This window comes from Mesorhizobium sp. AR02 (assembly GCF_024746835.1).
GTDB lineage: Bacteria > Pseudomonadota > Alphaproteobacteria > Rhizobiales > Rhizobiaceae > Mesorhizobium.
In genome coordinates, this window is record NZ_CP080531.1 from 1,876,422 (window position 1) to 1,901,205 (window position 24,784).

The 24,784-nt window shown below is 63.8% G+C and carries 26 protein-coding genes; 20 read left to right on the forward strand and 6 right to left on the reverse strand.

Annotation, left to right across the window (positions count from 1 at the left end; all coding sequences use genetic code 11):
- The first annotated feature begins 64 nt into the window (after positions 1–64).
- The 3 genes from trpS to DBIPINDM_RS13310 all read left to right on the forward strand — a co-directional run bounded on the left by trpS (position 65) and on the right by DBIPINDM_RS13310 (position 2,704).
- The gene (gene trpS, locus DBIPINDM_RS13300) at positions 65–1,132 is read left to right on the forward strand and encodes a tryptophan--tRNA ligase (protein WP_258587688.1); all 1,068 of its coding nucleotides are present in this window, start codon (positions 65–67) and stop codon (positions 1,130–1,132) included.
- 280 nt (positions 1,133–1,412) lie between these two features.
- Positions 1,413–1,904 (forward strand): universal stress protein, encoded by a 492-nt coding sequence (locus tag DBIPINDM_RS13305; protein ID WP_010913128.1) that lies wholly within the window; start codon positions 1,413–1,415, stop codon positions 1,902–1,904.
- Positions 1,905–2,134: 230 nt separating this feature from the next.
- Positions 2,135–2,704 (forward strand): NifU family protein, encoded by a 570-nt coding sequence (locus tag DBIPINDM_RS13310; protein ID WP_172220273.1) that lies wholly within the window; start codon positions 2,135–2,137, stop codon positions 2,702–2,704.
- 169 nt (positions 2,705–2,873) lie between these two features.
- Here DBIPINDM_RS13310 and DBIPINDM_RS13315 read toward each other — a convergent pair whose 3' ends face one another.
- Positions 2,874–3,491, reverse strand: a complete 618-nt coding sequence (locus DBIPINDM_RS13315) for a L,D-transpeptidase (protein ID WP_258587689.1) — start codon at positions 3,489–3,491, stop codon at positions 2,874–2,876.
- A gap of 227 nt (positions 3,492–3,718) precedes the next feature.
- On the opposite strand from DBIPINDM_RS13315, the gene cueR reads away from it, so the two are divergent.
- From cueR to DBIPINDM_RS13335, 4 genes are all read left to right on the forward strand, one after another.
- Positions 3,719–4,141, forward strand: a complete 423-nt coding sequence (cueR, locus tag DBIPINDM_RS13320; RefSeq protein WP_258587690.1) for a Cu(I)-responsive transcriptional regulator — start codon at positions 3,719–3,721, stop codon at positions 4,139–4,141.
- A 93-nt stretch (positions 4,142–4,234) separates the two neighbouring features.
- A complete protein-coding gene (locus DBIPINDM_RS13325; RefSeq protein ID WP_416361754.1) occupies positions 4,235–4,567 on the forward strand; it encodes an SMR family transporter in 333 nt (110 codons plus the stop codon).
- 349 nt (positions 4,568–4,916) lie between these two features.
- Positions 4,917–5,084 carry a hypothetical protein gene (locus DBIPINDM_RS13330; protein WP_258587691.1) on the forward strand — a complete coding sequence of 56 codons (168 nt, stop codon included), beginning with the start codon at positions 4,917–4,919 and terminating at the stop codon, positions 5,082–5,084.
- A gap of 164 nt (positions 5,085–5,248) precedes the next feature.
- A complete protein-coding gene (locus DBIPINDM_RS13335; protein ID WP_258587692.1) occupies positions 5,249–5,749 on the forward strand; it encodes an MmcB family DNA repair protein in 501 nt (166 codons plus the stop codon).
- Positions 5,750–6,005: 256 nt separating this feature from the next.
- Here the strand turns inward: DBIPINDM_RS13335 and nhaA are convergent, their stop codons facing one another.
- The 5 genes from nhaA to DBIPINDM_RS13360 form a co-directional block, all read right to left on the reverse strand.
- A complete protein-coding gene (nhaA, locus tag DBIPINDM_RS13340) occupies positions 6,006–7,202 on the reverse strand; it encodes a Na+/H+ antiporter NhaA (RefSeq protein ID WP_258587693.1) in 1,197 nt (398 codons plus the stop codon).
- 202 nt (positions 7,203–7,404) lie between these two features.
- Complete coding sequence (locus DBIPINDM_RS13345) at positions 7,405–7,968, reverse strand: ActR/PrrA/RegA family redox response regulator transcription factor (RefSeq protein ID WP_010913121.1); 564 nt, start codon at positions 7,966–7,968, stop codon at positions 7,405–7,407.
- A gap of 64 nt (positions 7,969–8,032) precedes the next feature.
- Positions 8,033–9,358 carry an ActS/PrrB/RegB family redox-sensitive histidine kinase gene (locus DBIPINDM_RS13350; RefSeq protein ID WP_258587694.1) on the reverse strand — a complete coding sequence of 442 codons (1,326 nt, stop codon included), beginning with the start codon at positions 9,356–9,358 and terminating at the stop codon, positions 8,033–8,035.
- Between the two features lie 234 nt (positions 9,359–9,592).
- Entirely contained in the window at positions 9,593–12,055 is a 2,463-nt protein-coding gene (hrpB, locus tag DBIPINDM_RS13355) for an ATP-dependent helicase HrpB (protein WP_258587695.1), read from the reverse strand.
- 47 nt (positions 12,056–12,102) lie between these two features.
- A complete protein-coding gene (locus tag DBIPINDM_RS13360) occupies positions 12,103–12,993 on the reverse strand; it encodes a DMT family transporter (protein ID WP_258587696.1) in 891 nt (296 codons plus the stop codon).
- Positions 12,994–13,018: 25 nt separating this feature from the next.
- Between DBIPINDM_RS13360 and DBIPINDM_RS13365 the strand changes: the two genes are divergently transcribed.
- The 13 genes from DBIPINDM_RS13365 (at position 13,019) to DBIPINDM_RS13425 (ending at position 24,778) form a co-directional block, all read left to right on the forward strand.
- Complete coding sequence (locus DBIPINDM_RS13365; RefSeq protein ID WP_258587697.1) at positions 13,019–13,717, forward strand: PIG-L deacetylase family protein; 699 nt, start codon at positions 13,019–13,021, stop codon at positions 13,715–13,717.
- Positions 13,718–13,950: 233 nt separating this feature from the next.
- Positions 13,951–15,282 carry an ABC transporter substrate-binding protein gene (locus DBIPINDM_RS13370; protein ID WP_258587698.1) on the forward strand — a complete coding sequence of 444 codons (1,332 nt, stop codon included), beginning with the start codon at positions 13,951–13,953 and terminating at the stop codon, positions 15,280–15,282.
- A 126-nt stretch (positions 15,283–15,408) separates the two neighbouring features.
- Positions 15,409–16,356 carry a carbohydrate ABC transporter permease gene (locus tag DBIPINDM_RS13375; protein ID WP_027040434.1) on the forward strand — a complete coding sequence of 316 codons (948 nt, stop codon included), beginning with the start codon at positions 15,409–15,411 and terminating at the stop codon, positions 16,354–16,356.
- The gene (locus DBIPINDM_RS13380; RefSeq protein WP_258587699.1) at positions 16,353–17,303 is read left to right on the forward strand and encodes a carbohydrate ABC transporter permease; all 951 of its coding nucleotides are present in this window, start codon (positions 16,353–16,355) and stop codon (positions 17,301–17,303) included. The genes DBIPINDM_RS13375 and DBIPINDM_RS13380 overlap by 4 nt, the downstream gene beginning before the upstream one ends.
- Complete coding sequence (locus tag DBIPINDM_RS13385) at positions 17,300–17,506, forward strand: hypothetical protein (RefSeq protein ID WP_416361755.1); 207 nt, start codon at positions 17,300–17,302, stop codon at positions 17,504–17,506. Before DBIPINDM_RS13380 ends, DBIPINDM_RS13385 begins: the two co-directional genes overlap by 4 nt.
- Positions 17,507–17,508: 2 nt before the next feature.
- Positions 17,509–18,621: an ABC transporter ATP-binding protein gene (locus DBIPINDM_RS13390; protein WP_258587701.1), complete on the forward strand. Its 1,113-nt coding sequence runs from the start codon at positions 17,509–17,511 to the stop codon at positions 18,619–18,621.
- On the forward strand, positions 18,614–19,627 hold the full coding sequence (locus DBIPINDM_RS13395; protein ID WP_258587702.1) for an ABC transporter ATP-binding protein: 1,014 nt from the start codon (positions 18,614–18,616) through the stop codon (positions 19,625–19,627). Before DBIPINDM_RS13390 ends, DBIPINDM_RS13395 begins: the two co-directional genes overlap by 8 nt.
- 72 nt (positions 19,628–19,699) lie before the next feature.
- Positions 19,700–21,343: a dihydroxyacetone kinase subunit DhaK gene (locus DBIPINDM_RS13400; protein ID WP_258587703.1), complete on the forward strand. Its 1,644-nt coding sequence runs from the start codon at positions 19,700–19,702 to the stop codon at positions 21,341–21,343.
- A 72-nt stretch (positions 21,344–21,415) separates the two neighbouring features.
- A complete protein-coding gene (dhaL, locus tag DBIPINDM_RS13405) occupies positions 21,416–22,018 on the forward strand; it encodes a dihydroxyacetone kinase subunit DhaL (protein ID WP_258587704.1) in 603 nt (200 codons plus the stop codon).
- Positions 22,015–22,404, forward strand: coding sequence for a dihydroxyacetone kinase phosphoryl donor subunit DhaM (gene dhaM, locus DBIPINDM_RS13410; RefSeq protein WP_010913108.1), 390 nt, complete (start codon positions 22,015–22,017; stop codon positions 22,402–22,404). The genes dhaL and dhaM overlap by 4 nt, the downstream gene beginning before the upstream one ends.
- 18 nt (positions 22,405–22,422) lie before the next feature.
- Positions 22,423–22,725: an HPr family phosphocarrier protein gene (locus tag DBIPINDM_RS13415; RefSeq protein ID WP_183455737.1), complete on the forward strand. Its 303-nt coding sequence runs from the start codon at positions 22,423–22,425 to the stop codon at positions 22,723–22,725.
- 41 nt (positions 22,726–22,766) lie between these two features.
- Positions 22,767–24,341, forward strand: a complete 1,575-nt coding sequence (ptsP, locus tag DBIPINDM_RS13420; protein WP_258587705.1) for a phosphoenolpyruvate--protein phosphotransferase — start codon at positions 22,767–22,769, stop codon at positions 24,339–24,341.
- Positions 24,342–24,352: 11 nt separating this feature from the next.
- Positions 24,353–24,778 carry a hypothetical protein gene (locus DBIPINDM_RS13425; protein WP_258587706.1) on the forward strand — a complete coding sequence of 142 codons (426 nt, stop codon included), beginning with the start codon at positions 24,353–24,355 and terminating at the stop codon, positions 24,776–24,778.
- Positions 24,779–24,784: the final 6 nt, after the last annotated feature.

The window sequence follows — 24,784 nt, forward strand, 5'->3', positions numbered from 1 at the left end:
CCAAAAAGTCTGCAACTTTTTGGAATCATGCTTATACGGCCCTCCACAAGCCATGAGGAAAACCATGTCCGCCTTCAAGCCCCTCGTCTTCTCCGGCGTCCAGCCGACCGGCAATCTGCATCTCGGCAATTATCTCGGCGCCATCAAGAAATTCGTCGCCCTGCAGGACACCTCCGACTGCATCTATTGCGTCGTCGACCTGCATTCGCTGACCGCGCAGCTGGTCCATGACGACCTTGCCGACCAGACGCGCTCGATCACTGCGGCGTTCCTCGCCTCCGGCATCGACCCGAAGAAGCATATCGTCTTCAACCAGTCGCGGGTGATGCAGCACGCCGAGCTCGCCTGGATCTTCAACTGCGTCGCGCGCATCGGCTGGATGAACAAGATGACGCAATTCAAGGACAAGGCTGGCAAGGACCGCGAAAATGCCTCGCTGGGCCTGCTCGCCTATCCCTCCCTGATGGCTGCCGACATCCTGCTCTACCGCGCCACCCATGTGCCGGTGGGCGAGGACCAGAAGCAGCATCTGGAACTGACCCGCGACATCGCGCAGAAATTCAACAATGATTTTTCCGACCGCATCGCCCGCCTTGGCGTCGGCGTCGAGATGCAGGTCGGCGAGGAGACGGTGAACGGCTTCTTCCCGATCACCGAACCGGTCATCGGCGGCCCGGCGGCGCGCATCATGAGCCTGCGCGACGGGTCGAAGAAGATGTCGAAGTCGGACCCGTCGGACCTGTCGCGCATCAATCTGACGGATGATGCCGACACCATCTCGAAGAAGATCCGCAAGGCCAAAACCGATCCGGAAGCCTTGCCGAGCGAAGTCGGCGGGCTGGAAAGCCGGCCCGAGGCGGAAAACCTGGTCGGCATCTATGCCGGGCTGGCCGAGATGTCCAAGGCCGACGTGCTGAAGGAATTCGGCGGCCAGCAGTTTTCGGTGTTCAAGCCAGCGCTCGCCGACCTTGCGGTGGAGAAGCTGGCACCGATCGCCGGCGAGATGCGCCGCATCGAAGGCGACCGCACCTATGTCGACGCGGTGCTCAGGGATGGCGGCGAACGCGCCGGCGTGCTCGCCGAAACGACGATGAAGACGGTGCGCGATATTGTCGGCCTGCTGCAGGGCTGATCGCGACGGCCGCGCACTGCACCAACATTGGCCCAGGACATACTGGCCCAAGGCCGGCGGCTTGCCGCCGGTCGGCGGCGGTGGCAGATTGCGGCCGAAACGCACTCGCGTCTCTGATTTTGAAATTCGCCAGAGTTGGATATCAAGGGCAATGCGAATTTCAAAATCAGGGACACGAGCAAACTATTGATTTCTAGTGTCGTTTTTGATTTCGAAGTTCGCTCGGAGCGCGATATCGAAAGCAGGCGAACTTCGAAATCACGACACTAGGTAGATAGACATGGTCTCCAAACGCCTCAGCCGCGAAGCCGGTCATCGCAGGAAATTCCTGACGATCATCGACGATACGCCCGAGTGCGAGCGCGCCGTCGCCTACGCCTCGAAGCGGGCGCAGAGCACCAGCGGCACACTCGTGCTGCTCTATGTCATCGTACCGGACGATTTCCAGCACTGGCTGGGCGTCGAGAAGATCATGCGCGAAGAGGCGAACGCCACGGCGCGCGCGGCTCTCGACGGCTACGCCAACAAGGTGCGCCAGAAGCTCGGCATCGAGCCGGAGATGGTGGTGCGCGAAGGCAAGCCGACGGAAGAGATCCACAAGCTGATCGAGGAAGACCAGGACATCGCCATCCTGGTGCTGGCGGCCGGCGCCGGCAAGGAAGGCCCCGGACCGCTGGTCGGCGCGGTGGCCGGCAAGGGCGCCGCCTTCCCCATTCCGGTCACGGTCGTGCCGCAGAATCTGTCGGATGAGGAGATCGACAGCCTCGCCTAGAGCATGATGCCGAAAAGTGTGGAGCGGTTTCTCGAACAAACGGGTACCGTTTGTCCAGACATCATGCTCTGCTTCTCTAATCTAGAGCCCGCCCGGGATTCTGCTCCCCAGCCAGCAAAAACATTCCGCCAGCCAGCCGTTCGGGCGATGCGTTTCGCTTGAATGTCCAGCCGATAGAGCCTATTTAGAACTATTCCAAACTAGTTGCCCGAACGGGCACGGAGGCGGCCATGTTCATCCAGACCGAATCGACGCCCAATCCGGCGACGCTGAAATTCCTGCCCGGCAAGGAAGTGCTGCTCGAAGGCACTGCCGATTTCCGCGATGCAGACAGTGCGGCAACCGCCTCGCCGCTGGCTGGCCGGCTGTTCGAGATTCCCGGCGTCACCGGCGTTTTCTTCGGCTACGATTTCATCACCGTGACCAAGGACGGCCCCGACTGGCAGCACCTGAAGCCGGCGATCCTCGGCGCCATCATGGAGCATTTCATGTCCGGCGCGCCTGTCATGGCCAAGGCCGGCCCGGCCGCCGAGACCAGCCAGACCGGCGAATTCTACGACAAGGCGGATGAGGAACTCGTCATCACCATCAAGGAACTGCTCGACACACGGGTGCGCCCGGCGGTGGCCCAGGATGGCGGCGACATCACCTTCCGCGGCTTCGAGAACGGCACCGTGTTCCTGCACATGAAGGGCGCCTGCGCCGGTTGCCCGTCATCGACGGCAACGCTGAAGCACGGCATCCAGAACCTGCTCCGCCATTTCGTGCCTGAAGTGCAGCAGGTCGAACAGGTTTCCTGATTCTTCCGCGCCGCTGGCCGCCTGTCGGTCTGCCAGCGCGGCCTTAAATATTCCTATCCGCAAACAACAAAAAACCGGGCCGAATTGCCCGGTTTTCTGTTTGGGACGTCCATTGTTGCCTAGACGGTCCGCGTACGAACAGCTTTAACCCTGATCCCTGCGATCACGGTCAGAGGACGATGACCTTGGCGCCGACCTCGGCGCGATCATAGAGGTCGATGACGTCCTGATTCATCAGCCGGATGCAGCCCGACGACATCGCCTTGCCGATCGAGTTCCATTCCGGGCTGCCGTGCAGGCGGTAGCCCATGTCGCCGCCCTTGTTGAACAGATACATGGCGCGCGCGCCAAGCGGGTTCTTCAGGCCCGGTTCCATGCCGTCGGCGAACTTGGCGAGCTCCGGCTGGCGCTTGATCATCTGCGAGGGCGGCGTCCAGGTCGGCCATTCGCGCTTGATGGCGATATGGGCGGTGCCGTGCCACTCAAAACCCTCGCGGCCGACGCCGATGCCGTAGCGGATCGCCCGGCCGTCGCCCTCGACGAAGTAGAGGAACTTGTTCTGCGTGTCGACGATGATGGTGCCCGGCTTTTCCTTGGTGTCGTAGTTCACTTCCTGCCGGTGATATTGCCTCGGCACTTTTTCGATCGGGATGCGCGGCAGTTGGTAGCCAGCATCGGTCACCGCGCCGTAGTCGTTGGAGAAGATCTGCCCGCCAATGGTGCTGCAACCGGCGATGGCAGTGGACAGCGCCAATGCGGCAATTATTGCAAGCGACTTCATGCGCATGAGATGATCCGGAGCCCCGCCCAAACGTCAGCGGCACGAGTCGGCCGCTTTCTCTCCATCATTCATGCTGGCATTTGCTTTGCTTGCCAAGCGCACGATGCCTATATGCGTGGCCTTACCCGCTGGTAAGCATATCACTATGGCATTTCGGCAACAGCACTCACCGGATTGTGAAGGAAATTCAATGGGGGCGACATCAAACGGTCACCTGGAATCGAGGATCAGTCATGAATGTCGGCGACGCTGCCCACCGTTCAGGCCTGCCGGCCAAGACCATCCGTTACTATGAAGAGATCGGCCTGATCGCGCCGGCGCGTGCCGCCAACGGCTACCGCGATTATTCCGGTGACGACATCCACCGGCTGACCTTCCTGCGCCGCGCGCGCAATCTCGGCTTTTCCATCGACGATTGCCGCCAGTTGATGGCGCTCTACCAGGATCGCGGCCGCGCCAGCCACGATGTGCGGGCGATCGCGGCCTCGCATGTCACGGCGATCGAGGAGAAGGTGCGCGAACTGCAATCCATGCGCTCGACCCTGCAGAAACTGATCCATGCCTGCCATGGTGATGAGCGGCCGGATTGCCCGATTTTGGATGATATGGCGGGGGCGGCGGCGCCTGGCAGTGGAGCCGCTGCACTGTCCGCCTGAAGGCCGTGCCCAGAACAGGGATCACGAGAAAGTGAACGTGACGGCGCCATTGGCTTCTGATCATTAGATGCCTCCTATCGATGGAGGTTCGCCGTGCCTGCTTATGCCATTCTTGCCCTGGCCATTGTCGCCGAAGTCATCGCAACGAGCGCGATGAAGGCCTCGGAAGGATTCACCAGGTTTGGTCCATCGGTGGTGGTGCTGCTCGGTTACGCGGCGGCGTTCTTCTTCCTCGCGCAGGTTTTGGACCGGATACCGATCGGCATCGCATACGCTGTGTGGGCGGGCGGCGGCATCGTCCTTGTCGCGCTGGTCGCCTGGATTGTCTATGGGCAAAGGCCGGATGCTGCGGGCCTCATTGGCATGAGCCTGATCCTGGCTGGCGTGCTGGTTCTAAACCTGTTGTCCAGGACCAACGCCCATTGATCTAGACCATATCTGTCAAACATAGACCTCGAAAAGCCGGGGACTGCGGACAATCGACTTGTTCAACTGCCTGCTCGACGCAGCCATATCCGGTGAAACAGGGACTTCAGTCTTATTTGCGCAATTTCTAATATATATAGATTAATCGGCGCGGGGAATCACACCCAAAAGCAAACCCGCAATGGCCGGTGCAGCTCCCTATAAACCCAAAGCCTACGGGTCTCCATTTGGTCACCTATCGAAGGCGATTGTATATTTGACAGACCCGATACACCCAAAAGAAGTCAGGACCGGTTCTTGAAGTCTTGATTTGGGGGGCATACCGTCGGTTGAATGGGCTGGTGACGCAATGTTGAACGACGACAAAGGCGAGCGGCTTTGGGCTTTAGACCTTGACGCTCTGCGCAAGGCTTTCGAAACATACGTTCAAGAGCACAAAACAACGGCTGCTGAATGGGGGGAACACGCCAAGCGGTTCCTCGAAAAACAAAGGGTTCGCCAGGGTGAATCGCGCTGATTCCCAGCCGTGGGGGCCGCACCGGTCCCGTGGTGTTCCACCGGATAGACTCGACCTCCCTCCTGCTGGCTCCCTACGGGCCTCCATTAGGTCGTAGGTCCGCCGAATAATCGCCAGTCGCAAAAGGGTTCAAACCGTGAACAAAATCTGGCATGGTGCCTGCCATGCCGATCATCTCCCCTGTCGCAATTAATCCTCTCATCGACGGCCGCCAGTCCGACCGCGCCATGCTGGTGCGGCGCGGCGTGCAGCGGCTGCTCATGGAAATGGGCGCACATGTGCTGCCTGAATTGTCGCTGGCCACCGGCCGCCGCGCCGACCTCGTGGCGCTGACCCGCCAGGGCGACATCTGGATCATCGAGATCAAATCCTCGATCGAGGATTTCAGGGTCGACCGCAAATGGCCCGACTACCGGCTGAATTCCGACCGCTTCTTCTTCGCCACCCATCCCGGCGTGCCCTCGGAGATTTTTCCCGAGGAATGCGGCTTCATCCTGTCCGACGGCTACGGCGCCGAGATCCTGCGCGACGCGCCGGAGCATCGCATGGCGGCGGCAACGCGCAAGGCGCTGATGCTGCGGATTGCGCGGGCCGGTGCGGCGCGGTTGCTGGCGGCGGAACTGGCTGGTGTGTCGGTGCCGGCGCTGGAGGGGGAGAGCGAGTAGCGGAGGTTCCCGCAGGACCGCCAATAGATATCCTCCAACGGTCGGCGCTGCCCCTCATCTGCCTGCCGGCATCTTCTCCCCGTAAACGGGGCGAAGGACGCACTCATCGCCGATTTCGCCAATTTTCAACGCTGCAGAAAGGGCGCCCGCGTTGCGGCCAGCTTTCTTTCTCCCCGTTTACGGGGAGAAATGCCCGGCAGGGCAATGAGGGGCGGCGCGACATTGAAAAGAGAGCATCGAAGTCGCTGACAAGCCTCTACTCCTCACCCTCTTCCACCCCACCAGCAGCCGGCGCCATCAAAAGCACGGCGGCGCCGAGGATGGCGGCGATGAAGGAGCCGGCGAGGATGCCGACCTTGACCGCGTCCTGCAGGGCCACATCACTGGCGAAGGCGAGCAGGCCGATGAACAGGCTCATGGTGAAGCCGATGCCGCACAGCAGCGAGATGCCGATCATGTGCGACCAGCCGGCATGGGCCGGCAGATCGGCGAGGCCAAGCCGGATGGCAAGCGCTGAAGAGCCGAACACGCCGACCAGCTTGCCGACCACGAGGCCGGCGGCGACACCCAGTGTCAACGGCTCGATCAGCGCACCAAAACTGAGGCCGGCGAGCGAAACGCCGGCATTGGCAAAGCCGAAGATCGGAATGACGACGAAGGGCACGATCTTGTGCAGGCCGTGCTCGAGCCGGTGCAGCGGCGAATGGTCGAGGTCGTGGCCGATCCCGGCGGAGCGTTCGAGCGGAATGGTCAGCGCCAGGGCGACGCCGGCAAGCGTGGCGTGGACGCCCGATTTCAGCACCAGCACCCACAGGATTGCGCCGAGCACGAGATAGGGCACCAGCGTCATCACCCGCATGCGGTTGAGCACGATAAGCACGGCGATGACGGCGAAGGCGGCGCCGAGATAAGCCAATGACAGGCCGCTTGTGTAGAATATGGCGATGATGATGACGGCGCCGAGGTCGTCGATGATGGCGAGCGCGGTCAGGAAGACTTTCAGCGAAGCCGGCACACGACTGCCGAGCAGCGACAGAACGCCAAGCGCGAAGGCGATGTCGGTGGCGGTCGGGATCGCCCAGCCGGAGAGCGCGGCCGAATTGTTGCGGTTGATCAAGACATAGACCAGCGCCGGAACCAGCATGCCGCCGGCCGCCGCGATGCCGGGCAGGACGCGGCGTGGCCAGGTCGACAGCTGGCCGTCCAGCATCTCGCGCTTGATCTCCAGCCCGACAAGCAGGAAGAACACCGCCATCAGCCCGTCATTGACCCAATGCGAGACGCTGAGCGGGCCGAGATAGGCATGGAGAACGGAGAAATAGGTTTCCGCAAGCGGCGAGTTGGCGACGATCAGCGCAAGCGCCGCCGCCGCCATCAGGATGATGCCGCCGGCCGCCTCGCCATCGAGAAATTCGCGGAAGACGGAAACCGGCCGCTGTTTTAGATCCTGCATGTCGCCTCCGCTGTCACCCGACCTGTCGGCCAGAACCTATAACCTAATCATGCGAAACGTCACTGACGAAGCAACACGTACGAAGTCATCCAGGCAGATCCTATGCCTTGGAAATTGGCCGAAACGCTCATCGCGTCGTCATGCTATGGCGGAGCAAGGAGCGAAGAGACTCGGCGAAGACCCAAGGATGACGAAGCTCGGTTTAGCGCGGTGCGCGCTTGGCCAGTATGCGCTGCAGCGTGCGGCGGTGCATGTTGAGCCGGCGCGCGGTCTCGGAGACGTTGCGCTCGCACATTTCATAGACGCGCTGGATATGCTCCCAGCGCACACGGTCGGCCGACATCGGATTTTCCGGCGGCGCGGCGCGCTCGCCAGAGGTGCGGGTGAGCGCGGCGAAGATGTCGTCGGCATCGGCGGGCTTCGACAGATAGTCGACGGCGCCGAGCTTCACCGCGGTCACCGCGGTGGCGATGTTGCCGTAGCCGGTCAGGATGATGGTGCGGGAATCCTCGCGCTTCTCGCGGATGGCGGCGACGACGTCGAGGCCGTTGCCGTCGCCAAGCCGCATGTCGACCACGGCATAGGCCGGCGGATTGGCGCGCGCCTTGCCCACGGCCTCCTCGACGCTCTCGGCGGTCTCGACCACAAAACCCCTGGTTTCCATGGCGCGGGCCAGACGGGTGAGGAACGGCTTGTCGTCATCGACGATCAGAAGCGAGGTGTCCTCGCCTTCAACCATTGCGCCAATATTTTCATCGCCTGTCATCGTCTTGAAAATTCCTGCTGCCTTAATTTTACGCAGATATAGTTTTGCGCCGCTATTGTCCAATTTACGCAGTGTCAAACATGGTGGCCGGGGCCGATTCCGGGTTCAGGAAGACCGTCCTCGGCCACGAAATCTGCACTACCGCGCCCTCGCCCAGGCCGCTCGAATTGCGGAAATCGAGCGTGGCGCCCGAGCGTTCGAGCAGCGTCTTGGCAATGAACAGGCCGAGCCCCAGGCCACCGCCGGCTTCCGTACCCTGGCGCGTCGACATGTAGGGCTCGCCGATGCGGTCGATGATTTCGGGTGGGAAGCCGGGGCCGTCGTCGATGATCGAGAAGGTCACGGCAGCCTCATCCCAGCTCCAGCGCACGGTGACGCTCTTGCGGGCGAAATCGACGGCGTTCTCGACCAGATTGCCAAGGCCGTAGATGACGCCTGGATTGCGGCGCCCGACCGGCTCCGGGCCGGTGCGCTCGCCCGGGCGCAGCTTGATCGAGATACCGAAGTCGCGATGCGGCGCGGTGACCTCCTCGACCAGCGAGGTCAGCGGCAAGCGGGACAGATGCGCCTCGCCCTCGGACGACAGGCTGGTCAGGCGTTTGAGGATTTCGCGGCAGCGCTCGCTCTGCGAACGCAGCAGCTTCACGTCTTCCCCGTATTTGGGGTCGCTGCCGAGCGCCTTTTCCATTTCCTTGGCGACGAGCGCGATGGTGGCGAGCGGCGTGCCAAGCTCATGCGCGGCGGCCGCCGCCAGGCCGTCGAGCGCCGAAAGGTGCTGTTCGCGCTGCAGCACCAGTTCGGTGGCGGCAAGCGCATTGGCCAGAAGCCGCGCTTCGGCAGCCACCCGAAAGGCATAGATGGCGGTGAAGGCGATCGAGGACAGCACTGCCATCCACATGCCGGCGACATAGATGAAGGGCATGGCCAGCGGCGCGCCTTCATACCAGGGCAAGGGCAGATGGAAGAACACCAGCAAGGTGGCCGCAATCATCACCAGCCCGCCGAGGATGGCGGTGAGGCGCAGAGGCAGCGACGTCGCCGAAATGACGACAGGCACGGTCATCAGCAGCGAGAACGGATTGGTCAGACCACCGGTCATGTAGAGCAGGCCGGCAAGCTGCAGACTGTCGAAGATCAGGATGCCGAAGGCGGCGAACGGGGTGAGCCGGTGCGCCGCCGGAAAGCGGAAGGCCAGGAAGAGATTCATCCACGCCGAACAGGCGATCAGCGCGAAACACAGGCTGACCGGGAGCGGGAATTTCAAGCCATAGGCGACGACGAGCACCGCCACGCTCTGCCCGACAATGGCCAGCCAGCGCAGCCGGATCAGCGTGTTGAGGCGCAGCCGCTGGCTCTGCTGAAAATCGGGCGAACGCAAAACGTTGATCATGGAAATGGATTACAGCCGCGGGAGGGCAAGCGCTAGTAGCGCTGTGCCAAGGGACTCTCGGGCTGAGACCGTTGATCGGACTGGCCTAAGCCTCGCGATTTCGTCATCCTATGGTCTGCGCTGCGTCGCTGCGCTCCTTGCTCCGCCCGTGGATGACGAAGAGATTGATGTCTTCGCCAATCACCGACGTGTGCCATTCGCCAACACAAACGGCGCGCCGATGCTTTGCCAAACTTAGGTCCCGCGCGGCTTGGCGCGGGCGGTGGCGGCGGCGAGCAGCGGGTTTTCCGGCCAGACATGTTTGGGATAACGGCCGCGCATGTCGGCGCGCACGTCGGCCCAGGAGCCGCGCCAGAAGCCGGGCAGGTCGCGCGTCGTCTGGATCGGCCGATGCGCCGGCGACAACAGTTCGAGCGTCAGCGGTACGGTGCCATTGGCGATCGAGGGGTGGCGGTCGAGGCCGAACAGTTCCTGCACACGGACCGCCAGAACCGGCCATTCGCCGTCGTAGCGGATCGGCACGTGGCTGCCCGATGGCGCGTCGAAATGGGTTGGCGCCAGCGCCTCGACCTTGCGCTGCAGCTCGTGCGGCACGAGCGAGGCCAGGCCGGCCGAGACAACACCGGGATCGATGGCGGCCAGGGAAGCCGCACCCGACAGGAAGGGCAGCAGCCAGTCGTCGAGGCGCTCGATGAGGACGGCATCCGACATATCGGGCCAGGGTGCGCCGAGACCACGATGCAGCCAGGACAACCTATGGCGCAGCGTCTCGGCCTCCTTGCTCCAGCTCAGTAGCGATAGGCCGTGCTCGCGCAAGGCGTCTGCTATGGCGCGGTCGGCCTCGGCGCCGGCCGGCGCCGGCAGCATGCGTTCGGCGAGCGTGATGGCGCCGAGACGAACCGTCTCGCGCACGCGCACGGCGCGGCGCTCGCGATCGAAGCTTGTCTGCCGGCGTGTTTCGATTCGGTCGGCCAGCGTGGCGCGGACGTCGTCCTCGCCGATTGCGGCGGCGGCCGCTATGCGCGCATTCTGCGCCTTGCCCTGCAGGTCGGCGACGATCAGAAACGGCTCGCCCGCCAGCGGGTCGGCGGCATCGAGCATGGCGCCGGAGCCATTGGCCAGCACGAAGCGCCCGCGTTCGCCGCGCGCCTTGGCGACGCGGTCCGGCCAGGCATGGATAAGCAAAGGACCGGCAGGCACAGCTTCGCTGTTTTTTGTGCCGCCCACCTGCTTCGCCAGCCGCTCGGCGAGTTGCCGCGCGGCCGTAGCGCGCGGCGATCTTTCCCCGCGAAAGCGCATCAGCCGCCGCTCAAGATCGGCGCCATCACCGCCAAGGCCGCGTTCGGTGAGCAATACGGCGAGCATGGCTGCCTCGCCGGCATGGCCGCTGCCGGCAGCCTCGGCGACCATATGCGCCAGCCGCACCGGCAGAGCGAGCTTGCGCATCGAAGCGCCTGCTTCCGTCAAGCGCCCCACTTCGTCGATGGCATGGAGCGCGCGCAGCAGCACCCTTGCCTCGTTGAGTGCCGGGGCCGGCGGCGGATCGAGGAAGGCGAGCGCCGTCGGATCGGCGACGCCGAAGGCGGCGCAGTCGAGCAGCAGGCCGGAGAGATCCGCTTCGAGGATTTCCGGCGGCGTGAAGGCGGGAAGTGCTGATGTCTGCTCGGCGCGCCACAGCCGGATGGTGACGCCCGGTTGCGTGCGTCCGGCGCGACCGGCACGCTGGTCGGCCGAGGCCCTGCTGACGCGCACGGTTTCCAGCCGGGTGAGGCCGCTCGCAGGCTCATAGCGCGGCAGGCGCGACAGGCCGGAATCGATGACGACGCGTACCCCGTCGATGGTGATGGAGGTCTCGGCAATCGAGGTCGCCAGCACCACCTTGCGGCGGCCCACCGGCGCCGGCTTGATCGCGGCGTCCTGCGCCTTGCCATCAAGCTGGCCATAGAGCGGCACGATGTCGGTGTCGGCGCCAACCTTGCCGGCCAGCCGCTCGGCGGTGCGTTCGATTTCGCGCTGGCCGGGCAGGAAGGCAAGCACGCTGCCGCTCTCATCGGCGAGGGCGGCGCGGATCGCCTTGGCCATGGCGTCCTCGATCGGAACACCGGCGGGCCGTTCGTCGTAACGGATGTCGACCGGAAAGGCGCGGCCCTCGCTTTCGATCACCGGCGCGCCCGACAGGAGTTTGGCGACACGGGCGCCGTCAAGCGTCGCCGACATCACCAGCAGACGCAGATCCGGACGCAGCGCACCTTGCACGTCGAGCGCCAGGGCCAGGCCGAAATCGCCGTCGAGCGAACGTTCGTGGAATTCGTCAAAGATCACCGCCGAAACACCGGGCAGGTCGGGATCATCGAGGATCATCCGCGCCAGCACGCCCTCGGTGACGACCAATATCCTGGTTTTCGCCGAAGTGCGGTTTTCCATGCGCATGGCGTAACCGACCGTGGCACCCGGCTCCTCATCAAGCAATTGCGCCATGCGGCGGGCGGCGGCGCGGGCGGCGAGCCGGCGCGGCTCGAGCAGCACGATCTTGCCCGAACCCAGCCAGGACGCATCGAGCAGCGCCAGCGGCACCAGCGTCGTCTTGCCGGCGCCGGGCGGCGCCACCAGCACCGCGCTGTTGCCGGCGCCAAGCGCTTCGCCCAGCGCTGGCAGCACGGCGGATACCGGAAGCTCCGGCAGGGATCTTGTCGTCATCGCGTCCGCATATCAGCGGTCACGGTCACCGTGCAACCGCGCGAGCACTAAAGCCGGGTCCGCGAAAACGGGTTCCAGCGCACCGTGCCGAGTCGCACTTCTTCGCGCACCATGGTCAGCAGGCCGGCCCCACCGACGATCGCGAGGCCGACGAGCGACAGCCAGTCGGGGTATTCCCGGAAGAACAGTGCCCCGAGGATCACCGCCCAGACGATCTGCGAATAATGCGTCGGCGCGATCCGGTTGGCGGGCGCATATTTGGCGGCAAGCAGTTGCATGAATTGTCCGCCCGCGGTGAAGGCGCCCGCCATCGCCAGCCAGACAAGCTGCATGGCATTGGGCAAGGTGAACGAGGTGGCGGCGGCGCCGACCCCGTTGAACAGCAGGCCATAGCCGACAAGCACGCCGAGCATCGACGTGCGCTTCTCCTGTTGGGCGAGCGACCGCAGCAGGATGACGCTGGTCGCGGCGAGGAAAGCGTTCACGAAGGCGGCCAGATGGCCGAGGTTCAATTCACGAAAACCCGGCCGCACCACCAGCATCACCCCGGCAAAGCCGGCAAACACGGCCAGCCACCGCCAGGGGCCAACCTTTTCCTTCAGGATGACGGTCGACAGGATGGTGACCAGCAAGGGCGCCAGGAAGATCAGGGCGTAGACCTCGGCCAGAGGAATGTGCGTGAAGGCATAGACGCTGAGCACGCCCGAGGCGATGCCGGCCCAGGCCCGGGCCTGCACGGCCCATGGCCGCTTCATGTGCCAGAAATCGCGCCAGCGTTCACCCGCCGGGCGGGTGAAGAACAGGAAAAAACCGGCAAACAAGGTGGCGAAGAAGCCGATCTCGAAGACGGTGAACTGTCCGCCCAGGCTCTTGATAACGGCATCGCTGCCCGAATAGCTTGCATAGGCGATCAGGGCGAGCAGGATTCCGTTCGTCACGTTTCCATTTCCGGGGAGAGAGTGGTTGAAAATATTGGCGCTCGGTGCGCATCCGGACGACATCGAGATCTTCATGTTCGGTACGCTGGCCGCCTATGCGGCGCAAGGCGCAGAACTCACTTTTGCCGTGGCCACGGATGGTGCCAAGGGCGGCAGGAGTGATGCCACGGTCCTCGCCCGTGTCCGTCGTGAGGAAGCCACGGCCGCGGCGGCGCTGCTAGGCGCGACCCCGCGCTTCCTCGACTTTCCCGACGGCGAGCTGGTGGCCGATGCCGCGCTGATCGGCGCGCTGAAAACGCTGATACGCGAGACCGGACCGGACCTGGTGATCACGCACGCGCCCAACGACTATCACGCCGACCACCGCGCGCTGTCGGACGGCGTGCGCATCGCGGCCTCGTTCGCGGTTCCGGTGCTGCATGCCGATACGATGGGCGGCACCGGGTTTTCGCCGACGCACTATGTCGATGTTTCCGCCTACCGGGATATCAAAACACAGGCGATCCGCGCGCACCGGTCGCAGCGGCCGGAGCAATATGTCGACAGGGCGCGCATCCAGAATGAATTTCGCGCTGGCCAATGCAACGACATCCCCGGGTCACTGGCCGAGGCCTTTCGCTTTGAGCCGACATTTCCCTTCGCCGACATACGTGCCTTGTTGCCGCCCGCGCCACCTGTGCGGCCGGTGACGCCAAACACGAACGCCGTCAGCGAAGCCGGCTGAGCGACTGCCGGAGGAGCCATCCGGCGGTCATTTCCCAACGATTTCAATCACCCGTTTCGTCATGCTGCGGCGCAGCAACGAATTCGCTTGCGTTGTTTAGTAAAAATTGCATTACTAAACAAATTACTAAACATCTGCCGCGCTCCGGCGCCGCCATGTTTGGGCCTCTGAGGAGAGAGGTTGAGGGCTCTTGAAACCGTCATCCGGGCGCGTTTCGCAAATGGGAGGAAGGCATGAAATCGAGCTTGAAACTGGCGTTGGGACTGGCCTCGGCAATGGTTGCGTCGACAGCTGTCTCGAACGCCGCGCACGCTGAAGACCTGACGCTTTGCTGGGCCGCCTGGGACCCGGCCAACGCACTCGTCGAACTGTCCAAGGATTTTACCAAGGAAACCGGCATCGGCATGAAATTCGAGTTCGTGCCGTGGACCAACTATGCCGACCGCTTCCTCAACGAGCTGAACTCGCACGGCAAATTGTGCGACCTGATCATCGGCGATAGCCAGTGGATCGGCGGCGCCGCCGAGAACAGTCACTACGTCAAGCTGAACGACTTCTTCGACAAGGAGAAGATCAGCATGGACGACTTCGTGCCGGCGACCGTGGTCGGCTATTCGGAATGGCCGAAGAACACGCCCAACTACTGGGCGCTGCCGGCCATGGGCGACGTCGTCGGGTGGACCTATCGCAAGGACTGGTTCTCCAAGCCCGAGCTGCAGAAGGAATTCAAGGAGAAGTACGGCTGGGATCTCGGCCCGCCGGCGACCTTCGACCAGTTGAAGCAGATCGCCGAATTCTTCCAGAAGCGGCAGATCGACGGCAAGACCGTCTATGGCGCCTCGATCTACACCGAGCGTGGATCCGAAGGCATCACCATGGGCGCCATGGACGTGCTCTACAGCTATGGCTTCCAATACGAGAACCCCAAGAAGCCCTACGAGATGGAAGGCTTCGTCAATTCGCCCGACGCGGTCAAAGGCCTGGAGTTCTACAAGGCGCTCTATGATTGCTGCACCCCTCCAGGCGCATCGAACAGCTACATGGGTGAAGGCGTCGATGCTTTCAAATCCGGACAGGTGGCGATGCACATGAACTTCGCCTTCACCTGGCCGGGCCTGCAGAAGGACGAAAATGTCGGTGGTGACAAGATCGGCTACTTCGTCAATCCAAAGGGTCCCGGCGGCGCCCAGTTCGCCCAGCTCGGCGGCCAGGGCATCTCGGTGGTGTCCTATTCCGACAAGCACGAATCGGCGCTGAAATACATCAAGTGGTTCGCCAACAAGGACGTCCAGGCCAAGTGGTGGTCGCTCGGTGGCTATTCCTGCCTGAACGCGGTCGTCAAGGATCCGAAGTTCCCGGCCAGCCAGCCCTACGCCCAGGCCTTCCTCGACTCGATGGCCATCGTGAAGGACTTCTGGGCGGAACCGAGCTACGCGCCGCTGCTGCAGGCGTCGCAGAAGCGCTTCCATGACTATGTCGTCGCCGGCCAGGGTTCTGCCAAGGATGCGCTCGACGGCCTGGTCAAGGACTGGACCCAGGTCTTCCAGGACGATGGCAAGATGTAACCGGGGCAAGATGTAACCGGCTCCTCCCGAGCCAGGCCGAAGCGTCCCGTGCCGCCCTTGGCACGGGACGCAGTTCAGATAAATTCCATCACAGAGACGACCCAAGTGACCGAAGCAGGACTGACCATGCTCAATCGGACCGCGGAGAACGTTGCCCGGGCGACCCCGGAACCGTTGGCCCGCAAGGTCCGTGGCATCAGCGACAAGGGCCTCGCCTGGCTGTTCATCTCGCCGACGATCCTGTTGCTGCTCGCCATCAACATCTTCCCGCTGTTCTGGGCGATCTATCTCTCCTTCACCAATTACCGGGCCAACCGGCCGAACGAAGTGGTGAAGAATCTCGGCTTTGCCAACTACCAGCGCATCCTCGGCGACCAGGACATCTGGATCGCCATGCAGACGACGGCGCATTTCGTGTTCTGGACCATCCTGTTGCAGACGCTGATCGGCTTCACGCTGGCCTGGCTGATCGACCGGAAATTCCGCGGCCATGCCTTCTGGACGACGCTGATCCTGGTGCCGATGATGCTGTCGCCGGCAGTGGTCGGCAATTTCTGGCGCTTCCTCTACGAGCCGCAGATCGGCCTGTTCTCCTATGTCATCTCGTTCGTCAGCGGCATTCCACCGACAAGCATCCAGATGTTGTCCAACGTGTCGCTGGCGCCGTGGTCGATCATCATCGTCGATACCTGGATGTGGACGCCCTACGTGATGCTGATCTGCCTCGCCGGCCTGCGCTCCATCCCCGAATACATCTATGAGGCGGCCGAGGTCGACCGCGCCTCCAACTGGCGGCAGTTCTGGTCGATCACGCTGCCGATGGCGCTGCCCTTCATCATGCTGGCGGTGCTGTTTCGCGGCATCGAAAACTTCAAGATGTTCGACATGGTCAACCTGCTCACCGGCGGCGGGCCAGGCTCGACCACCGAGGTCGCCTCGATCACGCTGAAGCGGCAGGCGTTCGAGAGCTGGCGCACCGGCTATTCCTCGGCCTTCGCCATCATCCTGTTCGTCGCGGTGTTCGGCCTCGCCAACATCTACGTCAAGGCGCTCAACAAGGTGAAGCAGAGATGAGCCTGACAACAGCCCATTCGGTCGTCGCCCCTTCGGCCAACTCGAAGCGCATCGCCGGCGCGATCATCATCGCCTATGCGCTGGTCTCGATCGTGCCGCTCTTGTGGATCTTCGCCACCAGCTTCAAGACGCCGCCGGATTCGATCGCCTATCCGCCCAAGATCGTCTTCCAGCCGAGTATCGAGGGCTACTGCAATCTGTTCACGACGCGGACGCGGCAGACGCCGGAATACATCAACTCGCTGGGGCCGGCGACCGGCTTCTGCGACGAGACCGTGCGCAAGCGCAACATGGTGATTGCCGGCTCGTCCAACTTCCTGCCTCGCTTCGTCAATTCGCTGATCATCGCCTTCGGCTCGACCTTCTGCGCCGTCTTTCTCGGCACGCTGTCGGCGTACGGTTTCTCGCGCTTCAAGGTGCCGCTGGCCGACGACCTTCTGTTCTTCATCCTGTCGACGCGCTTCATGCCGCCGATCGCGGTCGCGATTCCCATCTACCTTATGTACCGCGAGCTTGGCCTGTCGGACACAGCGCTCGGCATGATCCTGCTCTACACGGCGGTCAACGTCTCGCTGGCGGTGTGGCTGCTGAAAGGCTTCATCGACGAGATCCCGCGCGAATATGAAGAAGCAGCGATGATCGACGGCTACACGCGGCTGCAAGCCTTCTGGCGCACCGTGCTGCCGCAAGCCACGACCGGCATTGCCGCGACCGCGATCTTCTGCCTGATCTTCGCCTGGAACGAATACGCCTTCGCGGCGCTGCTGACCTCCGGCACGGCGCAGACCGCGCCGCCCTTCATCCCGACGATCATCGGCGAAGGCGGCCAGGACTGGCCGGCGGTTGCGGCCGGCACGACGATCTTCCTGGTGCCGATCCTGGTTTTCACCATCCTGCTTCGCAAGCAATTGCTGCGCGGCATCACCTTCGGTGCGGTGCGCAAATGAGCATGACCAATCCCGTTAAACGCAAATCGCGCTGGCCGGCCTGGGCCAGGCGCGGCCTGATGGAAAACATCGCGACGGCGCTGATCGCCATCGGCTTCCTGATGCTGTTCCAGCCCTTCGCGCTGTCGCTCTACACCTATTCCTTCATCACGATGCTTACCGGCACCGTGATGTTCATCATCGTCTCGAAGTTCCCGGAATAATCATGGCCGAGATCCGCGTCCAGCACCTGAGAAAAGCCTTCGGCGATTTCGTCGCCGTGCAGGATTCCAACTTTGTCGTCGAGGATGGCGAATTCTTCGTCATGCTGGGGCCATCCGGCTGCGGCAAGACGACGACCTTGCGCATGATCGCCGGGCTCGAACTGCCGACCGGCGGCGAGATCCTGCTCGGCGGCGACGACGTCACCATGCTGCGGGCCCGCGAGCGCGACATCGCTTTCGTCTTCCAGCTGTTCGCGCTCTATCCGCACATGAATGTGCGCAAGAACATCGGCTTTCCCCTTTTGGCGCAAGGCATGCCCTCGGCCGAAATCCGCACACGGGTGGAGGAGACGGCGAAACTCCTGCGCATCGACCATCTGCTCAACAAATCCGTCTCCGGCCTTGCCGGCGGCGACCGCCAGCGCGTGGCGCTCGGCCGCGCGATCGTGCGGCGGCCAAAGTGCTTCCTGATGGACGAGCCGCTCGGCACGCTCGATACAGAATTCCGCGATCTGATGGTCCACGAACTGCGCGAGCTGCACAACCGCATCCACGCCACCACGGTCTATGTCACGCATGACCAGATGGAAGCGATGTCGATGGCCGACAAGATCGCTGTGATGAACCATGGCGTGATCGAACAGTTCGGCAGCCCACGTGAGATCTATGACCGTCCCGCAACCATGTTCGTCGCCGACTTCATCGGCTCGCCGCCGATGAATTTTCTGGGCTTTGGCGGCGGGCTCGCCAAGGGTGCGAAGGAGATTGTCGTCCAGGGCGCGAAAGTCGCGGTGCCCGAGGTGCGCGAGGATATCGCCCCGGCCGACATGGCGCTTGGCATAAGGCCCGAACACATCCGCTTCGACGACGCCTCGAAGCTGCGCGGCGCCATCTATGGCACCGAATATCTCGGCACCACGCAGATCGTCGCGGTGGAGACGGCCGACGGCATCATCAAGGCGCGCGTGCCGGCCGAGATCCGGCTCAATGCCGGCGACCATGTCGGCCTCGCCCTGAACAGCGCCCGGCTGTCGCTGTTCGACAAGGGGTCTGGCCGCGCGGTGAGAACCGCGGTCCACGATACCGCCTCTCAGGGGAGAGCGCAGCATGGCTGACGTGCACATCAAGAACGTGACCAAGAGTTTTGGCGAGCATGTCGCCGTCGACGGTCTCGACCTGCATATAGCCGACGGCGAGTTCGTCGTGCTGCTCGGGCCGACAGGCGCCGGCAAGACGACGACGCTGCGGCTGATTGCCGGGCTGGAGCGGCCGGATAGCGGCACGATCGAGATCGGCGGCCACAATGCCACGATGCTGTCGCCGGCAGAGCGCGACACCGCTTTCGTGTTCCAGCAATATTCGCTCTATCCGCATCTGTCGGTGTTCGACAATCTCGCCTTCCCGCTGCGCTCGCCGGCACGCAAAATCCCGGAAGACCAGATCCGACGCAGGGTCGAAGAGGTGGCGAAGATGGTGCGCATCCATCACAAGCTCGCCAACCGCTCGACCAAGCTGTCGGGCGGCGAAATGCAGCGCGTCGCCATCGGCCGTGCGCTGGTGCGCAAGCCCGCCATCTATCTGATGGACGAGCCGCTGTCGTCGCTCGACGCCAAGCTGCGGGCGGATCTGCGGCTCGAACTGAAGCGTATCCAGTCCGAACTCGGCGCCACCATGCTGTATGTCACGCACGACCAGATCGAGGCGATGACCATGGCCGACCGCATCGGCATCCTTGCCGATGGCGTGCTGGTGCAGATCGGCTCGCCGCGAACCATCTATTCCGAGCCGGCAAACCTGCATGTCGCGGCCAGGCTCGGCCAGCCGGCGATCAATCTTCTGCCGACTGGGTTGCTGCCTGATGCTGACGCACCGACTGGCACCAAGACGATTGGCGCGCGTACCGAACATCTGACGATCGAAAAAACCATGAATGGCCATGCCGACGGCGTCGTCAACTGGGTCGAGCATCTCGGCGACCAGAACCATCTGCATGTGACGGTGGGGCCGAAGAAACTGGTGACGCTGACCGATCCGGACACCGATCTGGCGCAGGGCGACAAGGTGGTGATCCGCTACCGCTCGCCACTCTATTTCGGCGCCGATGGACAACGATTGATGTGAATGGGTTTCGGCGTTCCCGCCAAGGGGGCAACGCCACTTCTGATTGACGATCGCGAATACGGGACGAATTCGATGAAGCACTTTTTCAACCGCAGGGAAACGATCGTCACCGAGGCGCTGGACGGCCTGTTGCGCACGATTGGCTCAGGCGATCTCGCGCGCCTCGACGGCTATCCCGAGATCAAGGTCGTGCTGCGCGCCGACTGGGACAAGTCGAAGGTCAGCGTCGTTTCCGGCGGTGGTGCGGGGCACGAACCCTCGCATGCCGGCTTTGTCGGCAAGGGCATGCTGACGGCGGCGGTTTCGGGTGAGATCTTTGCCTCGCCGAGCGTCGAAGCGGTGCTGGCGGCCATTCGCGCCGTCACCGGCCCGGCCGGCTGCCTGCTGATCGTCAAGAACTACACCGGCGACCGGCTCAATTTCGGCCTGGCCGCCGAGAAGGCGCGCGCCGAGGGCTTTCGCGTCGAAATGGTGATCGTCGCCGACGATATCGCGCTGCCCGACATCACCCAGCCGCGCGGTGTTGCCGGCACCCTGTTCGTGCACAAGATCGCGGGGCATCTGTCGGAGGCCGGCCTCGATCTGACCGATATCGCTGCGGCGGCGCGGGCGGCGGCGAAGGACATTGTTTCGCTCGGCATGTCGCTGTCGTCCTGCTCGATCCCCGGCCAGCCGCATGAGGACAGGTTCGGCGAAAATGATGGCGAGCTCGGTCTCGGCATCCATGGCGAGCCCGGCGTCGAACGCATCGCGGTGCAAAGCGCTGACCGACTGGTCGCGATCATGGCGGAGCGCCTGGCGGCGCGGCTCGATCCGAAGGCCAGCCATGCCTTGCTGATCAACAATCTCGGCGCGGTGCCGCCGCTCGAAATGTCGCTGGTTGCCAATGCGGTGCTGGCCTCGCCGCTGGCCAAGACCGTCAAGCTGACGATCGGTCCCGGCCCGCTGATGACGGCACTCAATATGAACGGCTTTTCGCTGTCGCTGATCCGGCTCGATGCGGCGCGCGAGGCGGCCCTGCTGGCGCCAGTCGGCCCGCATGCCTGGATGCCGGCAAAGCCGGTCGTGGCACCAGCCATCGTACCGATGGCGAAAGCAGCCGGACAGAGCGCTGCACGCAAGGCCAGCCAGGATGCCGGCACCAGGCGCCTGATCGTCACGGTCTGCGAAAGACTGATCTCGCTCGAAGCGACATTGAACGGGCTCGACGCCAAGGCGGGCGACGGCGACACCGGCTCGACGGTGGCGACCGGTGCGCGCAGCATCCTGGAACGGCTTGATGCCCTGGCATTGGCCAGCCCCACGGCAACCCTTGGCGCGATAGGCGACATATTGAGCGCGTCGATGGGCGGCTCGAGCGGCGTGCTGCTGTCGATCTTCTTCACTGCGGCGGCACAGGCCCTCGGCGGAGGGGCCAGCTTGTCCGGGGCACTGCTTGCCGGACTTGAGCGGATGACTTTCTACGGCGGCGCCAAACCGGGTGATCGCACCATGGTCGATGCCCTGGAGCCAGCGTTGAAAGCGCTCGACGCCAACGGGCTGGAAGAAGCAGCGGCGGCCGCCCGGCGCGGTGCCGAGGCGACGGCCGCCATGGAGAAGGCAAAGGCCGGACGATCCGCCTATGTCGGCACCAAATTGCAAGGCGTGGTCGACCCCGGCGCCCATGCGGTGGCTGAAGTGTTCGCGGCCGCCGCCACGCTGCTCGTTACGGCCTGACGCATGCACCAGTTGTCGAATGACCATTCTTTCGCTACTGCCGGCAAAGTGGAAACCGGGACTTTGGGCGATATGGCGGCGTTGAACCTTGCCGGGCTGATCGCGGCCACCGCCGATACAATTGCCGCTCACGCCGAGGAATTGACGGCGCTCGACCAGGCAATCGGTGACGGCGACCATGGGCTGAACATGAAGCGCGGCTTCGAGGCCGTGCGGGCGGAGGCTGACGCGTTCGCCGCAAAGCCGTTGCCAGACGCCCTGAAGGCGATCGGCACCAAATTGGTGATGACGGTGGGCGGCGCTTCCGGCCCGCTGTTCGGCACATTGTTCATGGCGCTCGGCAAGGAGATTTCGGCAGACCCCGATCGCGCCAATTTGACGGCTGCCTTCGGCAAGGCGATCGAAGCGGTGGCCGCGCGCGGCAAGTCACAGGTCGGCCAAAAAACCATGCTCGATGTGCTGCAGCCGGTGCATGACGCCTTGGCCGGCGGCAAGACGGCGGCGGAAATCGCCGACATAGCCGACGCTGCCGCCAAGGCGACTGTGCCGATGAAAGCGCTGCGCGGCCGCGCCTCGTTCCTTGGCGACCGCTCTATCGGCCATATGGATGCCGGCGCGCGCTCGACAGCGCTGCTGGTGCGCACATTGGGGCAAGCGATCGGGGAAAGCGCATGAGCAATGTCGGGATCGTGATCGTGTCGCATTCGCCGCTGGTCGCGGAGGGCACGGCCGACATGGTACGCCAGATGGTGGGCGACGAAGTGCCGCTTGCATGGTGCGGCGGAAACGGCCATGGCGGGCTCGGCACCAATGTCGAGGCGATCATGGGCGCCATCGACAAGGCCTGGTCGGAAGCCGGTGTTGCCATCCTGGTCGATCTCGGCGGCGCCGAGACCAACTCGGAAATGGCGGTGGAGATGATCGGCGAGCCGCGTGCGCAGAAGATCATTGTCTGCAACGCGCCGATCGTCGAGGGCGCGGTGATGGCCGCGACCGAATCCTCCGGCGGCGCCTCGCTGAAGGAAGTGGTGGCGACGGCGCACGAATTGTCGCCGTCGTGAGTGAACGGGATTTCTGAAATGTCCGCAGCCGCCGAAGCGACCGTCCTGATCACCCACGATGTGGGCCTGCATGCGCGTCCCTCGGTGAAGTTCACCAAGCTGGCCAAGACCTTTGCCGCCGACGTGGAGATCGCGCTTGCCGCCAACGGCCCCTGGTTCGACGCCAAGAGCATCGTCAAGGTGATGGCGGCCAAGGCGCCGAAGGGCACGGTGCTGCACATCAGGGCCAGCGGCAATGGCGCCGATGATGCCGTGCGCGCACTGATCGACCTGGTGCAGCGCGATTTCGATGAGGACGCCGGTCATGTCCGCTCGGCTTGAAGCTGGCGCGCTTCTTCGCCGGCCCGCAAGGAATGCGGGCCATGCGGATTGAGGGTGTTCCGGCCTCGGCCGGCTATGCAGAGGGACCGCTGTTCGACCTCGACCGGCCGCCGACCGTCTACGCAAGCAAGGCCACATCAGCGGAAGAGAAGACATCGCTGCAAGCCGCGATCGGCAAGGCCGTGAACCGGCTTTCGGCTATGGTCGAAACCGCCGACAGCGACGCCGCCGGCATACTCGAATTCCACATCGCCATGCTGGAGGACGACGCACTGAGCGGACCCGCCTTCGCGTCGATCGCGTCCGGGCGGGCCGCCGACGCGGCCTGGCGGCAGGTACTCGATGCCGAAATCGCCGGCTACGAGGCCTCGGACCAGGACTATTTTCGTGCCCGCGCCACGGATTTGCGCGATATCAGGGACCAGGTGCTGCGCGCCCTGACCGAGGACGGTGGCAGCACAGCACCTTCCGGTGCCATCCTCTGCGGCGAGGACATCGCGCCGACGCGCTTTCTCGAAACCGACTGGAGCAATGGCGGCGGCATCGCGCTGAAGGCGGGCAGCACGGCCAGCCATGTGGCCATGCTGGCGCGCTCACGTGGTGTGCCGATGGTGGTGGGGCTGCGCGAACCACCTGCCAGTCTTGCCGGCATGGCGCTGCTCGACGCCGAGCACGGCAGTATCGTTCTGGCCCCCTCGCCGGCGGAGATCGGTTCTTTCCGGCAGTCGTCCTCTTCCTTCGCCGCCCGCCAGGGCAAGGCGCGGAGTTTTCTGGCGCGGCCGGCGGTGACCAAGGCCGGCACGGCGGTGCGCGTGCAGGTCAACATCGCCGACCCGTCCGACGTCGACAGCATCGACATCGCGACCTGCGACGGTGTCGGCCTGATGCGCACCGAATTCCTGTTCGGCAAGACATTGCCGGATGAGGAGACGCAGTACCGCGCCTATCGCAAGGTGCTGGAATGGGCCGGCGACAAACCGGTGACGATCCGCACCGTCGATGCCGGCGGCGACAAGCCGGTGCCGGGCTTCACCATCGAGGAAGGCAATCCGTTCCTCGGGCTGCGCGGCATCAGGCTGTCGCTGGCGCGGCTCGACATTTTTCGCGTCCAGATCAGGGCATTGCTGCGCGCCTCGCCACACGGCAATCTCAGGGTCATGTTTCCGATGATCGCCATGGCCGAGGAGTATGAGCGCGCGGCCGCTCTGTTCGCTGAAGAACAGGCAGCCCTTGCCGCGCGCGGCATCGCACAAGAGATGCCGCCGCTCGGCATCATGGTCGAGGTGCCGTCGGTGGCGATCGCGCCGGAGGCATTCACCGGCGTCGCCTTCTTCTCGATCGGCTCCAACGACCTGACGCAATATGTGATGGCGGCCGCGCGGGACAACGCTACTGTCGCCCATTTAAATTCAGTTCGCCATCCGGCGGTGCTGCGGTTGATCGGCTCGGTCACGGCCTTTGGACGGGAAAACGGCATTCCTGTCAGCCTGTGCGGCGATGCCGGCGGCGATCCCACTGCGATCCCGGCGCTGCTCGACGCCGGCTTGCGCGATCTGTCCGTCGCACCGGCGCAACTCGCCATGGCCAAGGCGGCCATCGCAGACGTTTCGGTTTAGGCGCGGCTGGCATGGTTGACATCAAACCCGTACCCGGTTCCGAAGAGGCGATCCGCGCTTACAAGACGATCCTGTCGCAGGTCATCGATCAGCGCCCGTCCGGTATGCGCCAGCGCCTTGCCGACGCGCTCGGCAAGCACCGCAGTTTCGTGACGCAGATTTCGAGCCCTGCCTATACGATCCCTATCCCCTCGAAACATCTGCCTTCGATCTTTTCCGTCTGCCATTTCAGCCCGGCCGAGCGGGATCAGTTCCTCGCCGCCTACCACCAGGCACATCCGGGAAAAATGTCGATCGCGGCAGGCATGCGCAAGACGCGGCATGTTTCGCTTGTCGTGCCGGATTTCGGCGACGACAAGCAGAACGCAGCGCTCGACCGGGCGATCAACGAATTCATCCAGAAGATCACCAGCATCGCCGGCAAGGGTGGCGGCTGACCACTT

What these genes read in the sequence shown, in the direction of transcription:
- dhaL (WP_258587704.1), top strand. Translation starts at nt 21,416, where the DNA reads ATGGCGGCGTTGAACCTTGCCGGGCTGATCGCGGCCACCGCCGATACA.
- DBIPINDM_RS13330 (WP_258587691.1), top strand. Translation starts at nt 4,917, where the DNA reads ATGTTGAACGACGACAAAGGCGAGCGGCTTTGGGCTTTAGACCTTGAC.
- DBIPINDM_RS13305 (WP_010913128.1), top strand. Translation starts at nt 1,413, where the DNA reads ATGGTCTCCAAACGCCTCAGCCGCGAAGCCGGTCATCGCAGGAAATTC.
- ptsP (WP_258587705.1), top strand. Translation starts at nt 22,767, where the DNA reads ATGCGGATTGAGGGTGTTCCGGCCTCGGCCGGCTATGCAGAGGGACCG.
- dhaM (WP_010913108.1), top strand. Translation starts at nt 22,015, where the DNA reads ATGAGCAATGTCGGGATCGTGATCGTGTCGCATTCGCCGCTGGTCGCG.
- DBIPINDM_RS13380 (WP_258587699.1), top strand. Translation starts at nt 16,353, where the DNA reads ATGAGCCTGACAACAGCCCATTCGGTCGTCGCCCCTTCGGCCAACTCG.
- DBIPINDM_RS13310 (WP_172220273.1), top strand. Translation starts at nt 2,135, where the DNA reads ATGTTCATCCAGACCGAATCGACGCCCAATCCGGCGACGCTGAAATTC.
- DBIPINDM_RS13395 (WP_258587702.1), top strand. Translation starts at nt 18,614, where the DNA reads ATGGCTGACGTGCACATCAAGAACGTGACCAAGAGTTTTGGCGAGCAT.
- DBIPINDM_RS13375 (WP_027040434.1), top strand. Translation starts at nt 15,409, where the DNA reads ATGCTCAATCGGACCGCGGAGAACGTTGCCCGGGCGACCCCGGAACCG.
- DBIPINDM_RS13425 (WP_258587706.1), top strand. Translation starts at nt 24,353, where the DNA reads ATGGTTGACATCAAACCCGTACCCGGTTCCGAAGAGGCGATCCGCGCT.
- cueR (WP_258587690.1), top strand. Translation starts at nt 3,719, where the DNA reads ATGAATGTCGGCGACGCTGCCCACCGTTCAGGCCTGCCGGCCAAGACC.
- DBIPINDM_RS13345 (WP_010913121.1), bottom strand. Translation starts at nt 7,968, where the DNA reads ATGACAGGCGATGAAAATATTGGCGCAATGGTTGAAGGCGAGGACACC.
- trpS (WP_258587688.1), top strand. Translation starts at nt 65, where the DNA reads ATGTCCGCCTTCAAGCCCCTCGTCTTCTCCGGCGTCCAGCCGACCGGC.
- hrpB (WP_258587695.1), bottom strand. Translation starts at nt 12,055, where the DNA reads ATGACGACAAGATCCCTGCCGGAGCTTCCGGTATCCGCCGTGCTGCCA.
- DBIPINDM_RS13315 (WP_258587689.1), bottom strand. Translation starts at nt 3,491, where the DNA reads ATGCGCATGAAGTCGCTTGCAATAATTGCCGCATTGGCGCTGTCCACT.
- DBIPINDM_RS13385 (WP_416361755.1), top strand. Translation starts at nt 17,300, where the DNA reads ATGAGCATGACCAATCCCGTTAAACGCAAATCGCGCTGGCCGGCCTGG.
- DBIPINDM_RS13370 (WP_258587698.1), top strand. Translation starts at nt 13,951, where the DNA reads ATGAAATCGAGCTTGAAACTGGCGTTGGGACTGGCCTCGGCAATGGTT.
- DBIPINDM_RS13415 (WP_183455737.1), top strand. Translation starts at nt 22,423, where the DNA reads ATGTCCGCAGCCGCCGAAGCGACCGTCCTGATCACCCACGATGTGGGC.
- DBIPINDM_RS13400 (WP_258587703.1), top strand. Translation starts at nt 19,700, where the DNA reads ATGAAGCACTTTTTCAACCGCAGGGAAACGATCGTCACCGAGGCGCTG.
- nhaA (WP_258587693.1), bottom strand. Translation starts at nt 7,202, where the DNA reads ATGCAGGATCTAAAACAGCGGCCGGTTTCCGTCTTCCGCGAATTTCTC.
- DBIPINDM_RS13390 (WP_258587701.1), top strand. Translation starts at nt 17,509, where the DNA reads ATGGCCGAGATCCGCGTCCAGCACCTGAGAAAAGCCTTCGGCGATTTC.
- DBIPINDM_RS13350 (WP_258587694.1), bottom strand. Translation starts at nt 9,358, where the DNA reads ATGATCAACGTTTTGCGTTCGCCCGATTTTCAGCAGAGCCAGCGGCTG.
- DBIPINDM_RS13335 (WP_258587692.1), top strand. Translation starts at nt 5,249, where the DNA reads ATGCCGATCATCTCCCCTGTCGCAATTAATCCTCTCATCGACGGCCGC.